The organism is Niabella agricola (assembly GCF_021538615.1).
Classification (GTDB): Bacteria; Bacteroidota; Bacteroidia; order Chitinophagales; family Chitinophagaceae; genus Niabella; species Niabella agricola.
The window spans coordinates 4,818,687-4,842,472 of the sequence record NZ_JAJHIZ010000003.1; the positions used below are offsets into that span (position 1 = coordinate 4,818,687).

Consider the following 23,786-nt stretch of genomic DNA (forward strand, 5'->3'; position numbering starts at 1 on the left):
TGTTTTAAAGGAATGATTATAAAAGGAATTGGGGAAACAATTCCTTTTATTAAAAATAATTTTTAATGTGTATTAAATACATATTAAATTTGCTGTTTAAACACGGTTGCCATGTCTGTAACATTAAACGATTCCAGGCCGAAATTATCCCTGGCAGCGATCATCAACATGAGTGTCGGCTTCTTCGGGATCCAGTTTGGCTGGGATCTGCAGCGAGCCAATATGGGGCGCATTTATGAAAACCTGGGCGCCAACCCAGACCAGGTTCCGCTTTTATTCCTGGCTGCTCCGCTTACCGGTTTGTTGGTGCAGCCCGTTATCGGGTACCTGAGTGATAAGACCTGGCATCCGCGCTGGGGCCGGAGACGGCCCTATTTTATGATTGGTGCGCTGATCAGTTCCGTTGCCCTGCTCTTTATGCCCCACAGCAGTGCACTTTGGATGGCGGCTGGGCTGCTTTGGGTGCTGGATGTATTTGGCAATGTAGCCATGGAGCCATTCAGGGCCTTTGTAACCGATAAGCTGCCCGATAGCCAGGTAAACCGGGGCTTTATCATGCAGAGCTTTATGATCGGGCTTGGAGGGAGTATCGCCTCGGCCCTGCCCTGGCTGATGAAGAACGTATTTCACTTTCAGAATACGGCGCTAAGGGGTGAAATTCCGGAAAACGTAAGATGGTCGTTTTACCTGGGGGCCTTCTTCTTCCTGGCTTCCGTTTTATATACCGTGTTCACATCAAAAGAGTACCCTCCGCAGGACCTGGGTTATAAAGAAAAAGTACGGGAATCACATAAAGGATTTGGCGGTGGATTCCGGGAAATTATACATGCATTGGTAACCATGCCTCCAAAAATGCGGATCATTTCGCTGGTGCAGTTCTTTACCTGGCCGGGCCTGTTCCTGATGTGGTTTTATTATACCACGGCGGTTGCCGTAAACGTATTTGGCGGTAAAGATGCCAATGACCCGGTATATGCAGCAGGAGCAGATTTTGGCAGTTTGACACTGGCCTACTATAGTGTGGTTACCTTTTTGTTTGCGCTGGTGTTGCCGGCTATAGCAGACCGGTTGGGGAGGAAGGCAACCCATGCTTTATGCCTGCTGGCAGGCGCACTGGGGCTCATCAGCGTAGCCTGGGTTACGGATAAATACATGTTGTATGTGTGCATGACCGGTGTTGGCATTGCCTGGGCCAGTATTCTCAGTATGCCGTATGCGATGTTGAGCGGTGTACTGCCCAAAGACAAGGTAGGGATCTATATGGGCATTTTTAATTTTTTTATCGTGCTGCCGGAAATCATTGCTTCCCTGGGTTTTGGTTGGCTGATGCGGAATGTACTGCACAATGACCGTTTGCTGGCTGTACAGGTAGGCGGCGGTTTGATGATCGTGGCGGCGGTTATTTGCTTTTGGTTCGTGAAAGAGCGGAGGGAGGAAGGTTCCAGGTTTAAGGTTTAATGTTTCAGGTTGGATTCGTTTGTTGCTTGATGTTTGATGCTGGATGCTCAATTCTCAATTTCATTACATAGCAAGCTGATCACTGATGACTAAAAGCTGCCAACTGAAAGTTGGAAACTGATCACGAAAATAAATAACAATGAAAAGAATTGTTTTATCGCTTTGCGTTTTGCTGATGTTTCGAATGGCATACGCACAGTATGAACTTTATCCAACCAACTGGTGGGTGCATATGAAATGGAACAAGGTTCAGGTGCTGGTGCGGGCTACGGGTAAAGATCTGAAAGCACAAACGGCTTCCGTTCAATATCCCGGCGTAAAACTGGAGAAGATTTCGAAGTTCCGGAACCCGCACTACATGGTCCTGCACCTGGCCATTGGGGCAGAAGCCCGCCCGGGGATTGTGCATATAAAGATCGGCAAGGATATGGTGCAATGGCCACTGGGAAGCCGGCGGCCGGGCAATGGCACAGCCTTTGCAAACGGGGCTACTTCAGCAGATCTTATCTACCTGATCATGCCGGATCGTTTCAGCAATGGCGATCCTTCTAACGACCGCGTGCCCGGTATGCGGGATCAATCGCTGAACCGGGATTCGGTATTCGAACGGCATGGAGGCGACCTGGAAGGAGTGGAGCATCATCTGGACTATTTAAAGGATCTGGGTGTGACTGCTATTTGGCTGAACCCGGTAATCGAAAATGATATGCCCAACCGTACTGAGCATGGCTATGCTTTTACCAATCATTATAAAATCGATCCCCGGATCGGCGGTGCAGCCGCATATAAAAAACTGATTGATGCGGTACATGCAAAAGGGATGAAAATGATCCAGGATGCGGTGTACAATCATACCGGGCTGGAACATGTACTGTTTCGCGACCAACCGGACAGCAGTTGGTTTCACCGCTGGCCGAAGTTTACCCAAACCAACTACAAAGACCAGGCGGTATTTGATCCATACGGTTCAAAGATCGACCGGAGGATTATGGAAGACGGGTGGTTTGTTCCCTCCATGCCGGATTGGGACCAAAGCAACCCGTTTGTGCAGACTTTTTTAATACAACACGCGCTATGGAGCGTAGAAGCGTTTGGTATTGACGGCTGGCGGATTGATACCTATGCATACAATGATCTTCCATTCATGAACCGGTGTAACCAGGCGCTGTATGATGAGTATCCCCGCATCAGCATCTTTGGAGAAACCTGGGTGCACGGGGTGCCCAACCAAAGCTATTTTTGCCAGAATCATTATTCCGTTCCTTTTAAGAGTAATCTGCAGGCTACGACCGATTTCCAGACTTTGTTTTACGGAATTATCCCGGCAGTAACCCAGCCGTTTGGATGGACGGATGGGGTGAATAAACTATATACCACGCTGGCGCAGGATTTCGTATACAAAGATCCGATGCGCCAGGTGATCTTCCTGGACAATCATGACCTGGCCCGCTTTTATTCCGTGGTGAATGAGGATACTGCAAAGTATAAGCTGGCCTTTGCCTGGTTGCTTACCGGAAGAGGCATTCCGCAAATGTACTATGGCAGCGAGATTCTCATGAAGGGCACAACCTTGCCCAATGACGGGTATGTACGGCTTGATTTTCCGGGTGGATGGAAGGGCGATGCACAGGATAAATTCACGGCATCTGGACGTACCGAAAAGGAAAACGCTGTGTTCAACTATATCCGTTTCCTGGCCAATTACCGGAAGCGTTCTTCTGCACTTACCAGCGGGAAGCTGTTGCAGTTTGCGCCTTATGACGGCGTATACATATATTTCCGGTATAATGATAAGCAAACGGTTATGTGTGCAATGAATACCAATAGCAAACCGGTAACCATTGCCACGGACCGGTTCGGGGAAGTACTGCAAAAGTTTACTTCCGGCATTGATGTAATCAGCGGAAGCCGGATCCCTTTAAAGGATTCGCTAATCCTCGAACCTATGTCGAACCGGGTGCTGGAGCTGAAATGATTACAGGTTGAGGAAACTTTAATTCTAAGGTCAAAACTCAGGAGTCAAAAGGCAAGGCCCAAATTTTAAAAATCAAAAATCCGGAGCAACGATCCAAGCAGTAGCATCAAACATCAAGCAACAAACGAATCCAAGGTGTAACCTTAAACGGGAACATTATTTTCCCCACGCAACCGGCTGAAAACTGTCCGCTAAAGAAAGGTCTGCCAGATGGTAGGCTGCAGGTATTTGGCACCATCCTTTCCCCAGGATTTACTCAGATCTGCCAGGGCCTGCATAATTTCGGCATCTGTTTTCTTTTTGCCTTTTGAAGGTGGCGCGATTGTGCCGGCATTCAAGGCGAGCGAAGTGGCAACCCAGCTGGTATACAAACGGGGTATGGTAACGCCCAGAATCATGCCCGGCAGGCCATGTAATCCCATCGGTCCGCCGCTTACGGTTATTTCGTCGGTGTAATATGCAAATACATAAACACTGTCGAAAAGCACAGCTGTTGCTTTCCGGCAATTAAAGCCGGCAATAATGCGTTGATCATTAGGACTGATCTTCCAGTTGATAGCTTTCAGGGGGCCGGATATAAGGTAATTGTCATCGATGACCTTTAAATTGGTAAACGTATTGCCGGCATAATTATTATACCAGATATTATCTTCCTGTCCGCGTGAAAACCACATGGGAATTTTCTGTTTATCAGCGGTGCGGGTAAATTTATAAAGACCCGCTTCTTCATTAAACTGGTAGGTGTAATAGTTTAAACTGAATTGAGGAATTTTATCTTTTATCTGTGCCCAGAAACCGTTGTCATCCTCGTCCGTATCAAAACGACTCATTTCTTTTTTCTGATTCTTGCGTACTTCATATTCAATGGTACCGCTGGTAATGAATTTTTGAGCTGCGGCGTCCAGCACCATCACCAGGGAGCAAAGTAATAATAGCTTTTTCATTTTTTCTCTTTATAATTATTTAGAAGCCGGCGCAGGAGTGCTGCCCGATTTGGTAATGTTCCAGACAAATGACAGCATCCAGAACCGTTTTAACACGGTGCGGTACGATTCGGTAAAACTGGAGGAGGAGAAATTCCGGTTGTAACTCCTGTTCTGATTCAGGATATCATACACCGCGGCCCTTGCTTCAAATTTGTTTTTAGCGAACTTCTTTGTAAGGCTGGCATTCCATTTTACATAGTCATAGTTACCCGGGTATTTGGGATCTTTTTGCTGGAAGTAAAGGTCTACATCACTGGATAAATCGAGGTTTTTTGCAATCGTCCATCGCCCTGAAACGTCACCTCCGCTTGTCCAGTAACGGATATCAGATGCCTTGTTTGCCGAACTGACCGATATATTGTAGCCTACCCGGGGGGTGATACGGAAATCATATTTGTCATCTTTATTCTTAGAAACAGAAAAATCAAAATTATAGGCCTGAGTCTTGGTTTTGATCTTGGTAGGATCACCGCTTATACCGGCCGCTGCAAAGTCGATGTTTTGTGCAAACGCGATCTGCGGACCAAAGCCGATAAAGATATTGGGGCCTTTCAGCTTAATGTTATAATTCACGTTGGCGCTGAAATCATACATACCATTGGCATTTACAGTTTGATAAGTGCGTATAGAGTCTTTAAACCGGCTCAGGTTTACAAAGGCATTCCGGGTGAAATTGTAACGTGCGCTTGCCCATATGCCGCGTTCCTTCAGCATTTTCCAGGAATTATACCAGAGGCTGAACCCGTGACGGAAGGAGGGATTCAGATCGGGGTTCCCGATCCGCTGATTCAGGGGATCGCTGTTGTCTCTTACCGGCTGTAGCTGCTCTAAAGTAGGCGCATTGGTAGCTCCGTAATAGTTGAAATAAATATTCTCTGAAGGCCGGATTTTATAATTGAAACTGGCCCGGGGGTAGTAGTTTACAAAATGGTATTTCCGCTCCGTATTCAGGGTACGGTCCAGCTGCTCATAATTACTAAAACCGGTAGAGGTTCCAAAAGAGAAATTATATTTCTTTTTAGCGAGCCGGAAACTCAGTCCCGGGCTATTGGAAAATGTGTTATAAACAAAATCATTACTGAGCGAATCAATGGTATTGTTATAGGTTCCGGATGGGTTCCGGGCGTTTACAACGCGGTTGTTTGTACGGTTATTAATGCCCACAGCATAACTCAGTTCCAGGTAGGCGTCTTTCATCAGGGGTTCTGTGTAGGCAATTTTGGCATTCAGGTTGTTGGATTCATTGTTATTCAGGGTATGCTGGTCGATGGTGCGCTCCCCGGTGGAGTCACCATTGGTAAAGTAATCCACATCTGAATATTGAAATCCATCTGCCTTTAATTTATTATAATCGAAAGAGGCGTTGATAGACAGCGTGCGCGAGGGCTTTTTAAATTTATGCATCCAGAGCAAACTGGTGTTGAAATTGTTCCGGTCGCTTTCCGAGGAGCCGTGGCTTTTATTGGTATTCAAAAACCGGCCCAGTGTATCCGTGTATTCTGTATGGCCGGTATAATCGGAATAGGTATGGTTCTGGTTGCCGCGTGCAATCCATTTTAACGTATTGGAAGAGTCCAGTTTTATTTCGTAGGTAAGATTGATGTTGTGCTTAAAGGACGAGCTGTAGGAATTGCGCTCATTATTCATCAGCCAGGTCGAATCACGCCCGTCCAGCTTGATAAAGTTGCGGCTGAAGCTGCGATTATAGGCGGGGGCGTTGATTTTGGTGAATTTATAACCGGTATTCAGGCTCTGTTTGTCCTGGTTGAATTTGTTGCTGTAATGGATGCCCCCGTTCCAGTTGGTAGGAATGCCATCGCTGGAGTTATAGTCATCGCCACCGGAGAAAATCATGATCGAGCCATCACCGCCCATCTCTATATTATCACTGCTGCCGCCATATTTATTCCGGTCGTCCCAGTTCAGATTCAAAGTGCCGGTATTACTCATAATTCCATAAGCTGCAATTTTCCGTTTGCCTTTAAAAGCGTTGATCATTGCTGCATTATTGAATTTGTTCTGTGTGCCGGCATCATCATTTTTCCCGAGACCGCCCCCGGCTTCAATTTTCCCGAAGTATCCTTTCTTTTTATCCTCTTTAAGTTTTAAGTTGATCGTTTTTTCGCGCACTCCGTCGTCGATACCGGTGAACGTGGCCTGGTCACTTTTTTTATCATACACCTCAACTTCTTTTACAATATCGGCCCGCAGGTTTTTAGTGGCGATACCCGGATCGTTTCCAAAAAATTCCTCTCCGTCCACCAGTACATTTTTTACGGTTTCTCCCATCGCTTTTATCGTTCCGTTCCGGTCAACCTGGATCCCCGGCAGTTTACGCAGGAGCTCTTCCACATTCGCACCTTCCCGTACTTTAAAACTGTCGGCGGTATATACGGTTGTGTCGCCCTTTATACGGATGGCAGACCCGCTTTTCACCACCACATTCTCCAGCATCTTCAATTTGGAGAATAACTGGATACTGCCCAGGTCCAGCGGTATATTAGGTTTCAGGGTGATATTGTCGAAATAATCTGCAAAGTAGGGATGGGTGATCATAACGATGTAGTTGCCCGTATCAACGTTGGCCAGTTGAAAATTGCCCTGTTTGGAAGTTCTGGCAAATTTAATAAGCGTGGAATCTTTCTGGCTAAGGAGTGATACCAGGGCGTTGGTAAGATCTCTGTGCTCTGCTGTATCCGCCAGCTGCCCCTTAATGGTTCCGGTTGACTGTGCCGTTACCATATGACCGGTACAAAGGGCCAAGGCGAGCAAAGCGATCAATTTTAATCTCATGGTTTGTTTAATGGTGGGTTATATGTGTAAAACGCGCCCAATGACTTTTTGTTACAAAACGCGGTGTAAAACTACGAAAAAAACGTAATAAAACTAATTTGATAGTTTGTAGTTGCGAGAAAAAATAGTTTTTTACGAAGAAGGGTACTGTGATACCGGTTTTCCCGGGCATGGCGGATCCGGCTCAACTTAACGGCTGGTTCACATTCATCGTGGTAGTGTGTGGCTGTATGCGCATCTTCCGGCGTATTCGCGTGCGGTTGTGGTTTTGTCAGCAATAAGGAAAGCTCCGTTTTTTTTCTTCTCATTGGTTAATTGTTGGAGTTTGTTTGAATTGATCAATAAGCTAAAACGCAAAAATGATGGTTTTCCACAAAATTCAATTAGAAGGAAGTCTGTCAATACGTTAAAGTATACAAAAAGTCTGGAAAGTGCTACCTGTTAGGGGAGTAAATCGCACCGGTGAATTCCTGAAAAATGTTGTACATTGCCTGAACAACTGTTCATATGCCAATAGATATAAAAAAACTCCAGGAAACATTTGAAATGGCTAATTATATCGATACTTCCAAAACGGTATGGAACTATTCGCTGCTGACGGAGGAGGATGTCCGGAACTTTCAAAATGGCACGAATTATTCGTTGTATGAAAAATTCGGATCGCATTCCATACAGGTAAACGGCGAATGGGGCATGTATTTTTGTGTGTGGGCGCCTAATGCACAGTTTGTGTTTGTAACCGGAAATTTTAACGACTGGGACAAGATCACGCATCCGTTAGCAGCCCGCTGGGATCATAGCGGTATCTGGGAAGGCTTTATACCCGGCTTTGGAATGGGAGAGTTATATAAATATCATATCGTAGGTGCGCAAAATACGGTAACCGATAAAGGGGACCCCTTTGCACACTACTGGGAGCTGCGGCCGATGACGGCTTCCATTTCCTGGGATCTGTTTTACGAGTGGAACGATGTGGAATGGATGGCAAACCGGAAGAAGAAGAATGCACTCGATGCGCCCTGGAGTGTGTATGAAGTGCACTTGGGCAGCTGGCAGCGCCCGGATGCTTCAGACGAACATTCCTATAATTCGTACGATCAGCTCATCACAAGCCTGGTGCCCTATGTAAAGGGAATGGGCTTTACGCATGTGGAACTCATGCCGGTAACCGAATATCCGTTTGACGGAAGCTGGGGGTACCAGACCACGGGTTATTTTGCGCCAACTTCCCGGTTTGGAGATCCGCAGGGATTTATGCGGCTGGTGGATGCTTTTCACCAGGCCGGCATCGGTGTGATCCTGGATTGGGTACCATCGCATTTTCCATATGATGCGCACGGGTTGTATTTATTTGACGGCGAACACACCTACGAATACGCTGATATGCGGAAAGGATACCATCCCGACTGGAATTCATATATCTTCAACTACAAAAGAGGAGAGGTAAAATCTTTTCTGATCAGTAGTGCCCGTTTCTGGTTAGAGCGGTTCCATATCGATGGATTACGCGTGGATGCGGTAAGCTCGATGCTCAAGCTCAACTATTCAAGGAATGAAGGAGCGTGGGAACCTAATGAATTCGGAGGAGACGGGAATCTGGAGGCGATTACATTCATCAAACACCTGAATGAAGCCATCTATCGCGATTTTCCGGATGTGCAAACCATCGCCGAAGAGGCAACGGACTGGCCAGGGGTTTCCCGGCCTACCTTTGAAGACGGGCTTGGTTTTGGTATGAAATGGATGATGGGTTGGATGCATGATTCACTGGATTATTTTAAACTGGACCCGGTACACCGTAAATATCATCAGAACGACTTTACGTTTAGCATGATGTATTATTACGACGAGAACTTTATGTTGCCCATCAGTCATGACGAGGTGGTGCATGGTAAAAGTCCGCTGATCTATAAGATGCCCGGCGATCTCTGGCAGAAGTTTGCCAATCTCCGCCTGTTCTTTACCTATATGTGGACGCATCCCGGAGCCAAGTTATTGTTCATGGGTTCGGAGTTTGGGCAAACCTCCGAGTGGAATTATAAATCAGAGCTCGACTGGTCCCTGTTACAGCATAACAGTCATAAGGGCGTACAGCAATGTTTGCGCGCCCTGAACGCGGTGCTGGTGCAGGAACCAGCCATGTATGCAAACCAGTTTAATAAAGACGGATTTGAATGGGTAGACCTGAATCATCGCACCGAAACGGTGATCGTATATAAACGGAAAGGCCTAAAGGCGGAAGACGATCTGCTGATCCTGTTGAACATGACGCCCGAAGTACGTTATGATTGGGTAGTAACGGTTTCGGGCAAGGCATATACGGAGGAGCTGTTTAACTCGGATGGAAAAGTGTATGACGGAACGGGCGACGTGTTTAATAAAGACATTCGTTGCGAACGGATTGACGAAGGAATGCAGCAGTACCGGATCACCATTAACCTGCCGCCGCTGGCAGGAATCATTTTGAAATAGCAGCACCCCTTCGGGAATTAAAAATACCGAATAAAAAATATTGAATGTAAAAGGGGCGGCCATTCCTGCCTGGTATTACTGATTCTGCGGGGCATTATTATTTCAACATTCTAAATTGGAGATTCTATATTTTACATTTCCCAAGCGCTCCGGGGGACCTGTTGCCTGGCGGTTGTTAATGTGTGTTATCCACACATTTATTAACGTGCTTGTATTTTATAGTGATTTCTTGGTATAAATCACTTATTTTGCTAGCCGTTAAATAAAGTGTATGAGTTTTGAAAATTTTAAGGTACCCTACGAGGTGGATAAGAATTATGAGAAAAAGGTCGCTTATTTCTCTATGGAGTTTGCCATTCATCAGCCATTAAAGATTTATAGCGGTGGCTTGGGCTTTTTGTCGGGCTCGCATTTTCGCAGTGCATATGAATTGCGGCAGAACATGATTGGTATTGGTATTTTGTGGAAATACGGATATTACGACCAGGAGCGGAACCAGGACCAGACACTGGATGTGGCCTGGAATGAGAAGTTATACAGCTTCCTGGAAGATACGGGGATCAAGTTTCAGATCATGGTGCATGATGCCCCGGTTTGGGTAAAAGCCTGGTACCTGAACCCGGAAACATTTAAAACAGCACCCCTGTTTTTGTTGAGTACGGATCTCCCGGAAAACGATTATGTATCTCAAACCATTTCCCATAAGCTTTATGATGCGAATGTTGCTACAAAAGTAGCACAGTTTATATTGCTGGGAGTAGGGGGCGCCAAGCTGATCGATCTGCTGGGATTCAATCCGGAGCTTTATCATCTGAATGAAGCCCATGGCCTTTCTTCCGCATTTTACCTGTACCGGAAGTTTAACAATAACCTGGAGGAGGTTAAAAAACGTTTGGTATTTACAACACATACGCCGGAAGAGGCGGGTAATGAAAAACATGATATTTATCTCTGCCATAAGATGAGTTATTTCTGTGGATTGAGTGTAGAGGAGGTAAAGACGTTGACCCGCGATTACAGCGATCAGTTTAACCATTCGCTGGTAGCATTGCGCTTTGCGCATGTGGCCAACGGAGTATCCAGACTGCATGGTGAGGTTTCTCGGGAAATGTGGGGGAAATACGAGGGCGTCTGTCCCATTGTTTCCATCACAAATGCGCAGAACTGGAATTATTGGGCCGACAAGCAGATGTATAAGTTTAAAGATGTGGGCGATGATTATGGCTTCGACGATCGCAAATGGTTTTTGAAAAAAAGAGCCTTTGAAATCGTAGCCGATCAAACCGGTAAATTGTTCAATCCGAAAGTGCTGACGATTGTTTGGGCCAGAAGATTTGCCGGATATAAACGGGCAGGCCTTATCGCTTCGGATTTGCAGCGGTTTAACCAGCTGCTGAACAATCCGCAGTTTCCGGTTCAGATCATCTGGGCCGGTAAGCCTTATCCGATGGACTTCCCGGCTATATCAGAATTTAATGAACTGGTACATCTGAGCAAGAATTACAAGAATGTAGCGGTGCTTACCGGTTACGAACTGGGTTTGTCGAAGCGGCTGAAGCAGGCGGCAGATGTATGGCTTAACAATCCAAGGGTTCCGAGAGAGGCTTCCGGTACCAGCGGCATGACTGCCGCAATGAATGGAGCGGTAAATTTTTCTACAGACGATGGCTGGATACCGGAATTCATCAATCACGGGCATAACGGATTTGTGATTCCCAAAGCTGATTACAGGAATATGAATACCCATGAGCAGGATGAATATGACCTGAATAAGCTTTACGAGATCCTTACCGGCCAGGTAATTCCCTTGTATTACCAGGATTATAATACCTGGCGCCAGATTATGAAAAATGGAATGCAGGATGTGCGCTGGCAATTCGAAAGCAATCGTATGGCGCATGAGTATTATGCGCTGATGTATAACGCCAATTATTAAGACGCAGTTGTTATACGTTTTTATGCCGCTTTCATTAAGGAAGCGGTTTTTTTATTCCATTGCAAGGGCGCAATGTGTGGATGATCGTAAAATAAAACGATTCCGTTGAAAACATGAAGAACCATTTTATCAATACTGCGCTCGCGGTTACTTAGGTAAATATCCAGGTTTACAAGATTATGCTCGGGCCAGGTATGAATGGAGACATAGCTTTCGCTCAGACATATCACGGCTGTAAACCCCTGGGGCAAAAATTGTGATACACTTCTCCCTGTTTGTTAAGGGAAAAGCTTGTAATCAGCTTATCGGCAAGCCTTTTAAAGCCGGCGTAGTGTTTGGTTTTGACCTGGTTGCTTGTTTTTAAGGTCGCAATAATGTGCGTTTCTGGTTGGTACATGGATTTCAATGGATGAATTTACAAAAAATGTTCAATCATGTCATCCAATGGACTGTTTTCTTTGAAAAAGCCGACCAGTTTTTCGATAACCTGCTCTACCAACGCATCCGGGCAGGAGGCCCCGCTGGTCATCAGGATCTTTAAGGGAGCATGTACGGGAAGAAACTCCTTTTTAAGGAGTTCCTGTTTTGTGTGAAAGTTATAATGGAGAATCTCGTTCCGGCTCAGTATTTTTTCGGCATTATTTATAAAATAGGTAGGGAGCCTCTCTTCGCAAAGCTCTACCAGGTGCGAGGTGTTGGATGAGTTATATCCACCCACTACAATCGCAAAATCGGCCGGAATCTGCAGCATCTCACTTACAGAAGTCTGATTGTCATTGGTGGCATAGCACAGGGTGTCTCTGGTGTCAGCAAACCGCTCGGCCAAATTCTCTTTGGTAAGCCCGTATTTTTTGATCATCACTTGTTTGAGATAGTCTGCAATGGCTTGTGTGTCACTTGCCAGCATCGTGGTTTGGTTCACCACTCCGATGCGTGCCAGGTCCCTGCTAATGTTGAACCCCTCACTGTACTGACCATTGAACGCCGTGTAAAAATCTTCCGCGGGTTTTTCACCAGTAATATATTTTGATAGCTCGATGGTTTGCGCCATATTCTTCACCACCACGGACGGCGCATTGAATGCCGCATGTGAAAAAGTTGCCCGGGTTTCCTCGTGAGTAGGTTTGCCGTGAATGATAATGGAGTATTCTTTTTTGGCGATCACCTCGCTCCGGTTCCATACTTTTTCTACAAAAGGACAGGTGGTATTGTATTTTTCGGTATGAATGCCGATCTTGTTTAATTTTTGCTCGATTTCCAGCGTAGTGCCAAAAGCAGGAATCAGCACGATATCCTCTGGGGTAAGTTCTTCAAAAGCAATGATCTGCCGGCCATGGGTGTCTTGAAGAAAATGGACGCCTCTTGAAAGAAGGTCCCTATTCACCTGGGGATTATGGATCATTTCGCTGAGCAAAAAGATCCGTTTTCCCGGGTTTTCATCGATGGTTCTAAAGGCGATTTCAATAGCGTTCTCCACGCCGTAGCAAAACCCAAAATGCCGGGCCAGGTAAATCTGCACCGGCCCAAAGTCCAGGAACGTAGGCGAGAAGTCTTTTTTGAGCTTGTCTCTTTCCTTACGTTTTCTTTTTATTGCGGAAATCAACGGGCTTCTGTAAAAAACAGGTACATCAAACTGCTTCATCTGGCAAAATTACTTGATATCTTTTAAAGCACCACAATCAGCTTTCAGCAATTAGCTATCAGAATTGAGATTTGAGAGACTTCAGAATCGAGATCCGTTTAGCTGAAAGCCGGTAGCTGATGCCTGAAATCTCAATTTTGAACGCTCGATGCTCGGTTCTGAAATCTGAAATCTCAAAAAAACAATTATCTTCAGGCAAAAGACGCAACATGAGCAAATGGTATTTACTTGCAACGTTGCTTTTGATAACGGGGGCTTGTAAACTGATGCCCAGGGAGGGTCATAAAAAAGAACGCGAAGGAAAATCAAAAACGGCAACAATGACAACGGAAACAACAGACTGGAAACATACGACCAATATATACGAAGTAAACCTGCGGCAGTATACACCGGAGGGCACCTTTAACGCATTTGCGGCGGCCCTGCCCCGGTTGAAGGACATGGGGGTAGAAACCCTTTGGTTCATGCCCATTACACCCATCGCAAAGAAAAAAATGAAGGGCACCCTGGGAAGTTATTATGCCTGTTCAGACTATACGGCGATAAATCCCGAGTTTGGTACGCTGCAGGACTTCCAAAACCTGGTTAAACAGGCACATGAAATGGGTTTTAAGGTCATCATCGACTGGGTAGCTAACCATACCGGATGGGATCATGTATGGACGCGCAGTCATCCGGACTACTATTTAAAAGACAGCGTTACCGGTACCTTTAAGATGGCCAGCGGAATGGATGACATCATTGAGTTAAACTATGGAAACCCAGACTTGCGTAAAGCGATGATCGACGCGATGAAATTCTGGGTACAACAGGCAGGAATCGATGGCTTCCGTTGCGATCTGGCATCCTGGGTAGAACTGGATTTCTGGAAAGAGGCCCGCCCGCAACTGGACGCGGTAAAGCCCTTATTCTGGCTGGGTGAATATGATGAGTTGGAGAACCCGGATTATGGAAAGGTATTTGATGCCAGCTATTCCTGGAAATGGATGCATAAAACCGAAGACTTTTTTAAAAAGCAGCAGCCGTTAACCGAACTAAATGACTTGCTGCTGCAGTATAATGCCATCGGTGATTCCAGCATGCGCGCCTGGTTCACCTCCAACCATGATGAAAATAGCTGGAACGGAACGGAATATGAAAAATATGGAGCGCTGGCCATACCATTGGCGGTATTCAGCTGCACCTGGAACGGTATTCCGCTAATGTACAGTGGCCAGGAAATTCCTTTAAAGGAAAAACGTTTGAAGTTTTTTGACCGGGATCCCATTCCCTGGCCGGGCAATAACGCTGTGCAAACAGAAGGGCTGGGCCTGCATCATTTTTACAAAACCTTGCTGAACCTGCGCTCTTCCAATCCTGCACTAAGGGGCGGAGACCCGGCCGTAACCACTTTTAAGTTAAGCACTACGGCCGATGACCAGGTATTGGCTTATCTGCGTAAGAACGGCGTGCATGAAGTGCTGGTGGTATTGAATTTTTCCAACGCTTCAAACCTGCATTTTGACATAACCGATGCTCATTTAACTGGTTCATTCAGGGATATTTTTTCCGGAACTGCCCGCAATTTTTCGAATGCAAAAAGCATTGAAATGCCGCCCTATGGGTTCCTGGTTTATGAAAAGCATTAGGACAAGGTTCAGGTTCCTGGTTTCAAGTCTCATCCGGTTTTATACTTGATGTGCGATGCTGAAAACTGATGACTGAAAGGTTTCAGGTTCGCTCCGGAAGGGGGCAATCATGGCTGTTGTGTGCAGATTAGCGTAAAATGGGTTTCGCATAAATGGGTTGAAGCGATTGAAATTTGGGAAAGCAGGCAGACGATCCCGGAAAGCGTAGCTTGCACTCATTGCAAGTGGACTTACCCATGCATGGTAGCAGTCTGAAAGCTGATAGCTAAAAGCCGCAAGCTACAAACGGATAAACTCGTCTACCCGTTGCTATGAATATAATCCTGTAAATGATTAATGGTTTCCTTTTGCAGAAGAATGGTTTCTTTTACCACATCGCTGATGGAAATAATACCGGCTAGTTGTGCATTGATAAACACCGGCAGGTACCGGATATTCTTATCGCTCATCAGCTCCATACAGTGTTCCACCGAATCCTCGGGAGCGATGCGTGGCAGATCGGTTGACATGATCTCTTCCACCGTAGTATCAGAAGAATGTTTCCCTTTCAGGATCACCTTCCGGGAATAATCGCGCTCGGTGATAATGCCCAGGTAGTTTTCTCCCTTCCGCACTACAAGCGCACCAATATTTTTTTCGGCCATTAATTCCAGTGCCTGGTAAACAGAAGTAGACGGCGCAATGCTGATTGTATCGTGCCCTTTACGGGCAAGAATATTGGAAACCTTAGCCATGGTAGCAATGATTTAGAACAGCAATATATCAAAAATAGCGCAGAAAACCTAATTGGATTATCGGTTAGCGGCGATAGGCTGGCGGCTGACCTCTAAATGCTTCTCATCAAACGAGCACCTCTGCGCTGTAATCTTTAATCACATTATAGAGGGTGCCTCTTTCCACCGGTTTGCGGTGCGCCTGCTGAATCAGTACTACCAGATCCTGCGTAGACATCGAGGGTGTCTGTTCCTCGGCGCCGGCCATGGAGTAGATCTTCGTCGTATCATCAATGGTTCCGTCAAGATCATTTACGCCAAAGGAAAGTGCCAGTTGGGCGTTTTGCCTTCCCAGCATGGGCCAGTAGGCCTTCAGGTGCGGAAAATTATCCAGGTAAATACGCGCAATGGCATAAAGCCGCATGTCTTCCACAAGCGTAGATTCGGATACATGGCTCATATCATTGTCTTTGTTACGGAATTTTAACGGGATAAACGTATTAAAGCCCCGGGTACGGTCCTGTAGTTCGCGAAGCCGGCGCATATGGTCTACCCGGTCTTCAAAGCTTTCAATATGCCCGTAAAGCATGGTGGCATTGGTATGCATCCCCAGCTCATGGGCGGTACCATGGATGTTTAACCAGCCGTCGGCATCCACCTTGTCCGGGCAGATCTGCGCGCGTATTTCCGGGGCAAAGATCTCGGCACCACCACCGGGAAGACTTTCCAATCCGGCTTCTTTGAGATATTCCAGTCCTTCTTTTACGGTTTTTTTGGCCTTGCGGAACATATAATCCAGCTCTACGGCGGTAAACCCTTTTATATGAAGATCGGGCCGGTGAGCCTTGATTTTCCGGAGCAACTCGGCAAAAAATTCCAGGTTCATTTTGGGGTGCACGCCTCCTACAATATGTACCTCCGTTACCGGTTCATTGTCGTATTTTTTTACAATATCCAGCATCTGCTCCAGCCCCAGTTCCCAGGCCTCGTCGCGGTGGGCGTATAAACGGCTATAGCTGCAAAAGTTGCAGGTATAAATACAGGCATTGGTGGGCTCAATATGGAAATTCCGGTTAAAATAAGTAATGTCCCCATGTAACCGCTCACGTACGAAATTGGCCAGCGACCCCACAAAACCCAGGCTGCCTTTTTCAAAAAGGAGCAGGGCTTCTGCATCCGTAATGCGTTGATTATCGTAAACTTTTTGAGCGATGTTTTTCAGATCGGTATCTTCCGTTAAAATAGATGTCTCTAACACTGCTGCCATGCTGCTGATTTTTTGCAAATTTAATACATTCAGTTTTAAGTTAGGGATTTCGGGCCTTTGAGCGGGATCAGGTATCAATTGCTAAAATACAGAGAACAAACACCAAAAAACAAGGACCAAGAACCAAAGGCGAGGGACCAAAGATTTCAAGAGATAAGGGCCCAAAAAAAAGTCGGGGCAGGATCATGGATGCCTGTTCTCAGTATTTTTGTTCAAACCACGGAGCCTTTAAGGATTCTCCTGAAGATTTAATAAAACTTCGGGTTTAATAGTTACCTTCAGTGGTTGTATTCCAAGAGGGACAAACTAAAGTTTACTATGAGTTTAAAATTCAGATTGACAATCCTGAGCTTCCTGCAATTTTTTATCTGGGGTGCTTGGCTGATCACCATCGGGGCCTATTGGTTTCAGACAAAAAAGTGGTCGGGCGGCGAATTCGGGGCTATCTTTTCCACCATGGGTATTTCGGCGCTCTTTATGCCTACCGTAATGGGGATGCTTGCAGACCGCGTAATCAATGCCGAAAAATTGCTGGGGCTTTCGCACCTGATGGGCGGACTGGTTCTGATGCTGGTGCCGTTGGTAGACAGCCCGGTAACCATGTTTCCTGTAATGTTGATCAATATGATTTTTTATATGCCTACAATTTCGTTGGCTAACAGCGTGTCTTATACATCTTTAAAAAATGCCGGGAAGGACGTGGTAAAGGACTTTCCACCCATACGGGTATGGGGCACCGTAGGTTTTATAGCTGCTATGTGGACGGTAAGCTTGTTGCAACTGGAGAAAACAGCCGGACAGTTTTATGTGGCCGCGGGAGCATCCTTTTTGCTGGCGCTTTACTCCTTTACATTGCCTAAATGCCCACCGCCTTTGAAAGGACAGTCGAACAGGGAGGCCGGTGCCCGGATGGGAAAGGATATGTTTTCACTGTTTCGTAACCGCAAGATGGCCCTGTTCTTTATTTTTTCAATGTTGCTGGGAGCAGCACTACAGCTGACCAATGCATACGGAGATACCTTTCTACATGATTTTGCAAAAATCGATCTGTACAAAGATGCTGTTGCCGTAAAATATCCGGCTATTATCATGTCGATATCGCAGATCTCCGAAACCCTGTTCATCCTGGCGATTCCTTTTTTTCTGAAGAAATTCGGGATCAAGCAGGTGATGCTGATCAGTATGATTGCCTGGGTGTTACGCTTTGGCCTTTTTGCCTATGGCAACCCAGCGGAAGGGCTTTGGATGATTATTTTGTCTTGTATCATTTATGGTATGGCCTTCGACTTTTTCAATATTTCCGGTTCTTTGTTTGTGGAAACGCAAAGCAGTCCTTCCATCCGGGCAAGCGCCCAGGGCATTTTTATGATGATGACCAATGGAATCGGTGCCGTGCTGGGAAGTGTGATCAGCGGTATTGTAATCCAGAAGTTTTTTACCGCACCGGGCGGAGTAATGAACTGGCATGAGATCTGGCTGAGTTTTGCGGCGTATTCATTGGTGGTGGCCATTTTATTTGCCGCGCTGTTCAAGCATAAACATAACCCAGAGGTGGTAGAAAGGGTTGGCAGACACTAAATGAACGGCTGTTAGCGGTCATTTGTCAGGCAGTTTACCTGTATTGACATTTTCTGCACAACTTTTTGTCAATATTACCTGTTATTAAAATGGGAACTAAATTTGTAATTCTTTATCAACAATTAATCAATTAAAATATTCGAAATGGCAAAAGAATTTAATGATTCCAACTTTCAAACAGAGGTTTTGGACTCTGATAAATTAACGGTGGTGGATTTTTGGGCAGAATGGTGTGGTCCCTGCCGTGCGATCGGGCCGGTAATTGAAGAATTATCCAAAGAATATGAAGGGAAGGTAAATATCGGTAAGGTGAATGTGGATGTGAACCCCCAGGTTTCCATGAACTATGGGATTACTTCTATCCCTGCTATCCTGTTTATAAAAAATGGACAGGTAGTGGATAAGCTGGTAGGTGCGCAACCCAAAGGAAACTTTGTAAAGAAGATCGAATCGCACCTGAATTGATCTGGACTAATATCTTAATTTTTTAAAGCCCCGTGGAGTTTTTCACGGGGCTTTTTTCATCATAGACACCGGCATATGCTGGATTTCGAAACGGGGAGAAACAGAGGTGAAACATTTGCAGATTTCGGAAAAGCGTAGCAGCCGCGCTGGGAAATCGATTGCGCAAAAAAGAAGGGCGTTGAAAGTACTATGCTTTTTCGCATCAAACCCTTGCTGGTATTGTATTTAGAGGCTTTTGAGGTGCGTGTGGGTACTATATAATTACAGAAACCAATATGGAAAAAAATCAGCCTTCCTGTTCGAAATAACAAAAACCTGCTAATTTTATTCTATCCGGATCCACAGGAAACAGATACTAAACGTCAAAATTTTTGATTATTTGTAGTGAAACATTTATCCATTAAAGACATTGCGCGGCTTGCAGGAGTTGCGCCATCTACTGTTTCGTTTGTTGTAAACGGAAAGCACCAGGAGATGCGCATCAGCGAAGAAATGGTCAAACACATCCAGGCCATTATAAAAAAAACCGGTTATATCCCCAACCGCGCCGCTGCAAGCCTTCGCACCGGGAGAACGCATGTTATCGGGCTGATCGTGGAGGATATTGCCAATGCTTTTTTTGCATCCCTTGCCAAGTCGGTTGAGTCGGTGGCTGCCCGGGTGGGATACCGGGTCGTTTACGGAAGCACCGAAAACGACGATGGAAAGGGCAACGATCTGATACAGCTGTTGGCGAAACAGGTAGATGGTTTTTTGATTACGCCTTCTACAGGCATGAAAACCGGCGTTCAGGCCTTAAAAAAGACCCGTAAACCGCTGGTGCTGATCGACCGCTATTTTCCGGATGAGGATATTCCCTTTGCCCTTGTTGATAACTATGGCGGTGTAAGTCAGGCCACGGAGTATCTTATAGGCAAGAACAGGAAGCATATCGCTTTTGTGAATGTGGCCATGGACCAGGTACAAATGCAGGAGCGGGAGCGGGCCTATATTGACGTGATGAACAGCCGCGGGTTATTTCAAAAAAAGCTATTGTTGCGGCTACCGTATTATCAGGATAAAACGCAATATGAAGCAAGAATCCGCAGCTTTCTTCAAAAGCGGCCGGAGATGGATGCCATTATTTTCGCAACCAATTACCTCGGAATGTTCGGGATTAAGGCGCTAAAGGACTTGGACATAGCGATACCCGGCCAGGTGGCAGTACTGAGCTTCGATGACACGGATCTCTTCCGGTTTTCGTCACCTGCCATTTCGGTGATCAGTCAGCCGGTACAGGAAATTGCCGCGCAGGCCATGCGGCTGCTGCTGGAACAAATGAATGCTGGGCAAAAGAAAAAAGATTCCGACGAGGGGGTGTTGGTTCCCCCCGAACTTATCTTAAGAAATTCCGTATAAAAAATTTTGTTAATTAAAATTATCCGTTTAATTTTAGTTTTGCAAAAACGATTTTGTTATATAAACGATGCTTGATAATGTTTAGTTTAAAAAATACTTTGATTAGGAAGAGGATGTAGAAGTTAATCTGTGCCTGGCTTTTTTGTAGACGGCTGCTGTGAATGAAAGATACATGACACCAGCGTTATTGAAATTCTCTGATTTAAAAATGTAAAAAGGAAAATAGTTTAAGAAATCATGTAGTTATAAGGCAAAATAGGTATGCTGGCTTCTTCTGATTTTTAAACGATTAAGCTTGAAAGATAAATATACAGGTAAAATCATTGGCCTGTATTGCAGTGATAATAGTTAACGGTATTAAAAACCAATAATTGTATTTCTATGAGTGTACACAAAACTTTGATACTCAGGGTTCTCATTCTTTTTTTAGGAGCTACACCCAATATGGTTGTGGCGCAGGATTCAGAAGCTATTGCTATTACCGGTACAGTAAAAGACAAACTGGACGCGGCTATGGAGGGGGTAACGATCGAAAACCTACGTTCGAGAGAAGTGGTAGCAACAAATGCGCAGGGGCAGTTTTCTATTCGTGCAAACAAGGGTGATTCTTTAACAGCTTCGTATATAGGTTTTCAAACGTTTCGGTGGGTATTTCGGGAGCGGATTGTTGAAAATATTTCATTGGAAGCAATTGCCGGGAGCATGAACGACGTGGTGGTAGTGGGTTATGGACGTCAAAAAAAGGTGAGCCTGGTTGGCGCTCAATCTACGATAAAGGCCGAAGAGCTTCAGCATCCTGTTGCAAATCTAAGTACTATGCTAGCCGGGCGTATAGCGGGATTGGTGGGAGTACAGCGCTCGGGGTTGCCAGGAAGTAATTCTGCTGATGTTTGGATACGAGGTATACAAACATTTGGGGGAAGCCAGAGCGGAGCCTTAATCATTATTGATGGAATACAGGGACGTGATTTAAACAGCATTGATCCGGAAGATATAGCTTCTTTCACGGTATTAAAAGATGCAGCATCTACAGCTGTTTACGGATCATTGGGAGCCAATGGTGTGGTGCTGATCACCACAAAAAAAGGCAAGACAGGCAAAATTAACCTGATGGTTAACTATAATGAAGGAATTACAACCTTTACCAAGGTGCAGGAAATGGCTGATGCAAAAACCTATATGAATATTAAAAATGAAGCCCTCATCGCATCGGGTCTTCAACCCCAGTTTTCCCAGGCATATATAGACAGTACGTTATCTGGGACAGCAAACCCCTACGTGTACCCGAATATTGACTGGATCGATTATTTATTTAAAAACTATTCGTCAAACAGGAGGTTTAATTTCAGTGCCTCGGGTGGGTCTGAAAATACAAAGTTTTATACCTCCGTAGCATATTATAATGAAGCATCGCTTTTAAAAACAGACCCGGATGTAGACTATGATGCCGGAACCCGCTACCAACGATATAATTTCACATCGAATATCGATATGAACTGGACAAAGACTACCAAGTTTAGCTTGGGTATTACAGGGTATATTACCAACTTTAATGAGCCGGGCAGCGGCGCCACGCAGGCCTTTGCACAGGCCATGAATGCGAGCCCCGTGTTCTACCCGCCAATGTATCCTGGTAACCTTGTTTCAGGAATTGCATATGGTTCAACTCCTTCTCCAAACCCCTGGGCCGCCGTTACGCAAACGGGGTACGTAAAAAGATTTCAGTCGAAAGTACAAAGCAATGCGCGGTTGGAGCAGGATTTGAGTTTCTGGTTGAAGGGATTGTCCGTTAATGGAACGTATTCATTTGATGTATTCAACGAGTCTTTCCAGTATCGGCGAAGAAATAGAAGTATCTATTACCTCAACCAGGCACAGCATTATAAGGAAGACGGATCGTTGAACTTGGAGCAAATGATTAATGGGTCTGATGATCTTGGCTTTGGTATTGGTAATGGGGGCGTGCGGCAGTTTACAGCAGAAGGACAGATTTTGTATGACCGTACATTTGGAGCCCATCATGTTACTTCTACCTTGGTATATAATCAACTCAGCCAGGTATATCCCTTTCAGGGAGATTTAAAACAATTTATTCCGCACCGGCAGCAAAACTATGCAGGAAGAGCAACCTATTCTTATAAAGACAAATACTTTACAGAGGTGAACATCGGATATAATGGCTCTGAGGATTATGCACCTTCCCGCCGGTTTGGATTTTTTCCGTCTTTTGGGGTAGGCTGGGTATTATCAAACGAGAAATTTTTTGAACCGCTGTCCAATGTGTTCCAGTTTTTCAAATTGCGGTATTCCAATGGTATTGCAGGTGCACCTGGAACAGGATTACGTTTTGGATATCTGACCCTGATTACTACAGGAGCAAGAGGAATTAACTTTGGTTTGCCCGGTAACAGTACCGGTATTTCTGGAATCAATATTTCTCAATATGGTGCAGATGTTTCCTGGGCTACAGCACATACACAAGATCTTGGCTTAGAGTTTAATGTTTTTAATAATAAGCTGTCCTTTGTGTTGGATTATTTTAAATCCTATCGTACCGGTGTATTCCTTACCCGTGCTGATTTCCCCAGTTATGCCGGACTTCAGTACAATCCGGTTGGGAACTATGGTACAGTAGATGCCTCGGGTTTTGACGGAACAGTGGAGTTAAAAGCTATTCCTCTTGGTCTGAAATCCAATATTTCATTCAGAGGAACATTTACTTATAATACAGATGTATTGGTTGAAAACAAGCAGGCTCCTTTTGCTGATCCTTATCAAGAGCGACGTGGACAAAATATTCTGGCACAGTTTGGTTATGTAGCAGAAGGGTTGTTTCAAAGTCAGGCAGAAATTGACAACAGCCCAGATCAAAGCGCATTGGGAAATCCGCGCGTTGGAGATATAAAATATAAAGACCTGAATGGTGATGGCGTAATCAATGTTTATGACCAGACAAAGATCAGCCGAGGCGACGTGCCTAATCTGGTGTACGGGTTTGGCTTCAATGTAAATGTTGGTCAATTTTATCTGAGTGCTTTCTTTCAGGGACTTTCGGGCGCTTATCGGACCATTGGTGGTGTAGCGCGGGTACCATTTAGCGGTGGGGGAAATGATGGTAACGTTTATGCAAATATTGTGGATCGTTGGACCGAGGATAACCACGCCGAGCATCCGTTTTACCCCAGACTGGGCTTTAGCAGCAATGCCACAGCAAATAATAACCAAGCGAGTACCTGGTGGGTAAAGGATATCAGCTTTATTCGCTTTAAAACACTGGATTTGGGCTATAATTTGCCGAAAGGAAGTTTTAAGCGGATCGGAATGCAAAATGCAAGAATCTATTTTTCGGGAGTGAACCTGCTTTACTGGAGCCCCTTTAAGCTTTGGGATCCGGAAATGAATACCGGTGATGGTAACACATATCCTAATACAAGGAATCTGTCGATAGGAATTCAAGCTAATTTTTAACTTAATG

General features: G+C 45.3%; 15 protein-coding genes and 1 pseudogene. 9 read left to right on the forward strand and 7 right to left on the reverse strand.

The window, feature by feature from the left end:
• Nucleotides 1-111 precede the first annotated feature (111 nt).
• On the forward strand, nt 112-1,458 hold the full coding sequence (locus tag LL912_RS25315; RefSeq protein ID WP_235556420.1) for an MFS transporter: 1,347 nt from the start codon (nt 112-114) through the stop codon (nt 1,456-1,458).
• Nucleotides 1,459-1,597: 139 nt separating this feature from the next.
• A complete protein-coding gene (locus LL912_RS25320) occupies nt 1,598-3,433 on the forward strand; it encodes a glycoside hydrolase family 13 protein (protein WP_235556421.1) in 1,836 nt (611 codons plus the stop codon).
• Between the two features lie 191 nt (nt 3,434-3,624).
• Here LL912_RS25320 and LL912_RS25325 read toward each other — a convergent pair whose 3' ends face one another.
• The 3 genes from LL912_RS25325 to LL912_RS25335 form a co-directional block, all read right to left on the reverse strand.
• Nucleotides 3,625-4,377, reverse strand: coding sequence for a GLPGLI family protein (locus tag LL912_RS25325; protein ID WP_235556422.1), 753 nt, complete (start codon nt 4,375-4,377; stop codon nt 3,625-3,627).
• A 15-nt stretch (nt 4,378-4,392) separates the two neighbouring features.
• A complete protein-coding gene (locus LL912_RS25330; RefSeq protein ID WP_235556423.1) occupies nt 4,393-7,212 on the reverse strand; it encodes an outer membrane beta-barrel protein in 2,820 nt (939 codons plus the stop codon).
• A 71-nt stretch (nt 7,213-7,283) separates the two neighbouring features.
• A complete protein-coding gene (locus LL912_RS25335) occupies nt 7,284-7,520 on the reverse strand; it encodes a hypothetical protein (protein ID WP_235556424.1) in 237 nt (78 codons plus the stop codon).
• A 199-nt stretch (nt 7,521-7,719) separates the two neighbouring features.
• Between LL912_RS25335 and glgB the strand changes: the two genes are divergently transcribed.
• Together glgB and glgP are read left to right on the forward strand one after the other, a co-directional pair.
• A complete protein-coding gene (gene glgB / locus LL912_RS25340; RefSeq protein ID WP_235556425.1) occupies nt 7,720-9,684 on the forward strand; it encodes a 1,4-alpha-glucan branching protein GlgB in 1,965 nt (654 codons plus the stop codon).
• Nucleotides 9,685-9,955: 271 nt separating this feature from the next.
• Nucleotides 9,956-11,620, forward strand: coding sequence for an alpha-glucan family phosphorylase (gene glgP, locus LL912_RS25345; RefSeq protein WP_235556426.1), 1,665 nt, complete (start codon nt 9,956-9,958; stop codon nt 11,618-11,620).
• A gap of 20 nt (nt 11,621-11,640) precedes the next feature.
• On the opposite strand, the pseudogene LL912_RS26295 reads toward glgP, so the two are convergent.
• Nucleotides 11,641-11,874: pseudogene (locus tag LL912_RS26295) on the reverse strand (S-adenosylmethionine decarboxylase); the annotation flags it as partial.
• A gap of 161 nt (nt 11,875-12,035) precedes the next feature.
• A complete protein-coding gene (locus LL912_RS25350) occupies nt 12,036-13,262 on the reverse strand; it encodes a 4-hydroxy-3-methylbut-2-enyl diphosphate reductase (RefSeq protein WP_235556427.1) in 1,227 nt (408 codons plus the stop codon).
• 320 nt (nt 13,263-13,582) lie between these two features.
• On the opposite strand from LL912_RS25350, the gene LL912_RS25355 reads away from it, so the two are divergent.
• The gene (locus LL912_RS25355) at nt 13,583-14,890 is read left to right on the forward strand and encodes an alpha-amylase family glycosyl hydrolase (protein ID WP_235556428.1); all 1,308 of its coding nucleotides are present in this window, start codon (nt 13,583-13,585) and stop codon (nt 14,888-14,890) included.
• Nucleotides 14,891-15,189: 299 nt separating this feature from the next.
• Here the strand turns inward: LL912_RS25355 and LL912_RS25360 are convergent, their stop codons facing one another.
• Nucleotides 15,190-15,624 carry a CBS domain-containing protein gene (locus LL912_RS25360; protein WP_235556429.1) on the reverse strand — a complete coding sequence of 145 codons (435 nt, stop codon included), beginning with the start codon at nt 15,622-15,624 and terminating at the stop codon, nt 15,190-15,192.
• Between the two features lie 106 nt (nt 15,625-15,730).
• Nucleotides 15,731-16,870 carry an aminofutalosine synthase MqnE gene (gene mqnE, locus LL912_RS25365; protein ID WP_235556430.1) on the reverse strand — a complete coding sequence of 380 codons (1,140 nt, stop codon included), beginning with the start codon at nt 16,868-16,870 and terminating at the stop codon, nt 15,731-15,733.
• A 318-nt stretch (nt 16,871-17,188) separates the two neighbouring features.
• On the opposite strand from mqnE, the gene LL912_RS25370 reads away from it, so the two are divergent.
• The 4 genes from LL912_RS25370 to LL912_RS25385 all read left to right on the forward strand — a co-directional run bounded on the left by LL912_RS25370 (nt 17,189) and on the right by LL912_RS25385 (nt 23,779).
• Nucleotides 17,189-18,448: a nucleoside permease gene (locus LL912_RS25370; RefSeq protein ID WP_235556431.1), complete on the forward strand. Its 1,260-nt coding sequence runs from the start codon at nt 17,189-17,191 to the stop codon at nt 18,446-18,448.
• A gap of 144 nt (nt 18,449-18,592) precedes the next feature.
• A complete protein-coding gene (gene trxA / locus LL912_RS25375; protein ID WP_090388478.1) occupies nt 18,593-18,913 on the forward strand; it encodes a thioredoxin in 321 nt (106 codons plus the stop codon).
• Nucleotides 18,914-19,297: 384 nt separating this feature from the next.
• Complete coding sequence (locus LL912_RS25380) at nt 19,298-20,311, forward strand: LacI family DNA-binding transcriptional regulator (protein ID WP_235556432.1); 1,014 nt, start codon at nt 19,298-19,300, stop codon at nt 20,309-20,311.
• A gap of 381 nt (nt 20,312-20,692) precedes the next feature.
• The gene (locus LL912_RS25385; RefSeq protein ID WP_235556433.1) at nt 20,693-23,779 is read left to right on the forward strand and encodes a SusC/RagA family TonB-linked outer membrane protein; all 3,087 of its coding nucleotides are present in this window, start codon (nt 20,693-20,695) and stop codon (nt 23,777-23,779) included.
• Nucleotides 23,780-23,786 lie beyond the last annotated feature (7 nt).

Bases quoted from the DNA above. Each gene is read 5' to 3' on its own strand.
- LL912_RS25315 (WP_235556420.1), top strand. From the start codon at position 112: ATGTCTGTAACATTAAACGATTCCAGGCCGAAATTATCCCTGGCAGCG.
- LL912_RS25320 (WP_235556421.1), top strand. From the start codon at position 1,598: ATGAAAAGAATTGTTTTATCGCTTTGCGTTTTGCTGATGTTTCGAATG.
- LL912_RS25325 (WP_235556422.1), bottom strand. From the start codon at position 4,377: ATGAAAAAGCTATTATTACTTTGCTCCCTGGTGATGGTGCTGGACGCC.
- LL912_RS25330 (WP_235556423.1), bottom strand. From the start codon at position 7,212: ATGAGATTAAAATTGATCGCTTTGCTCGCCTTGGCCCTTTGTACCGGT.
- LL912_RS25335 (WP_235556424.1), bottom strand. From the start codon at position 7,520: ATGAGAAGAAAAAAAACGGAGCTTTCCTTATTGCTGACAAAACCACAA.
- glgB (WP_235556425.1), top strand. From the start codon at position 7,720: ATGCCAATAGATATAAAAAAACTCCAGGAAACATTTGAAATGGCTAAT.
- glgP (WP_235556426.1), top strand. From the start codon at position 9,956: ATGAGTTTTGAAAATTTTAAGGTACCCTACGAGGTGGATAAGAATTAT.
- LL912_RS25350 (WP_235556427.1), bottom strand. From the start codon at position 13,262: ATGAAGCAGTTTGATGTACCTGTTTTTTACAGAAGCCCGTTGATTTCC.
- LL912_RS25355 (WP_235556428.1), top strand. From the start codon at position 13,583: ATGACAACGGAAACAACAGACTGGAAACATACGACCAATATATACGAA.
- LL912_RS25360 (WP_235556429.1), bottom strand. From the start codon at position 15,624: ATGGCTAAGGTTTCCAATATTCTTGCCCGTAAAGGGCACGATACAATC.
- mqnE (WP_235556430.1), bottom strand. From the start codon at position 16,870: ATGGCAGCAGTGTTAGAGACATCTATTTTAACGGAAGATACCGATCTG.
- LL912_RS25370 (WP_235556431.1), top strand. From the start codon at position 17,189: ATGAGTTTAAAATTCAGATTGACAATCCTGAGCTTCCTGCAATTTTTT.
- trxA (WP_090388478.1), top strand. From the start codon at position 18,593: ATGGCAAAAGAATTTAATGATTCCAACTTTCAAACAGAGGTTTTGGAC.
- LL912_RS25385 (WP_235556433.1), top strand. From the start codon at position 20,693: ATGAGTGTACACAAAACTTTGATACTCAGGGTTCTCATTCTTTTTTTA.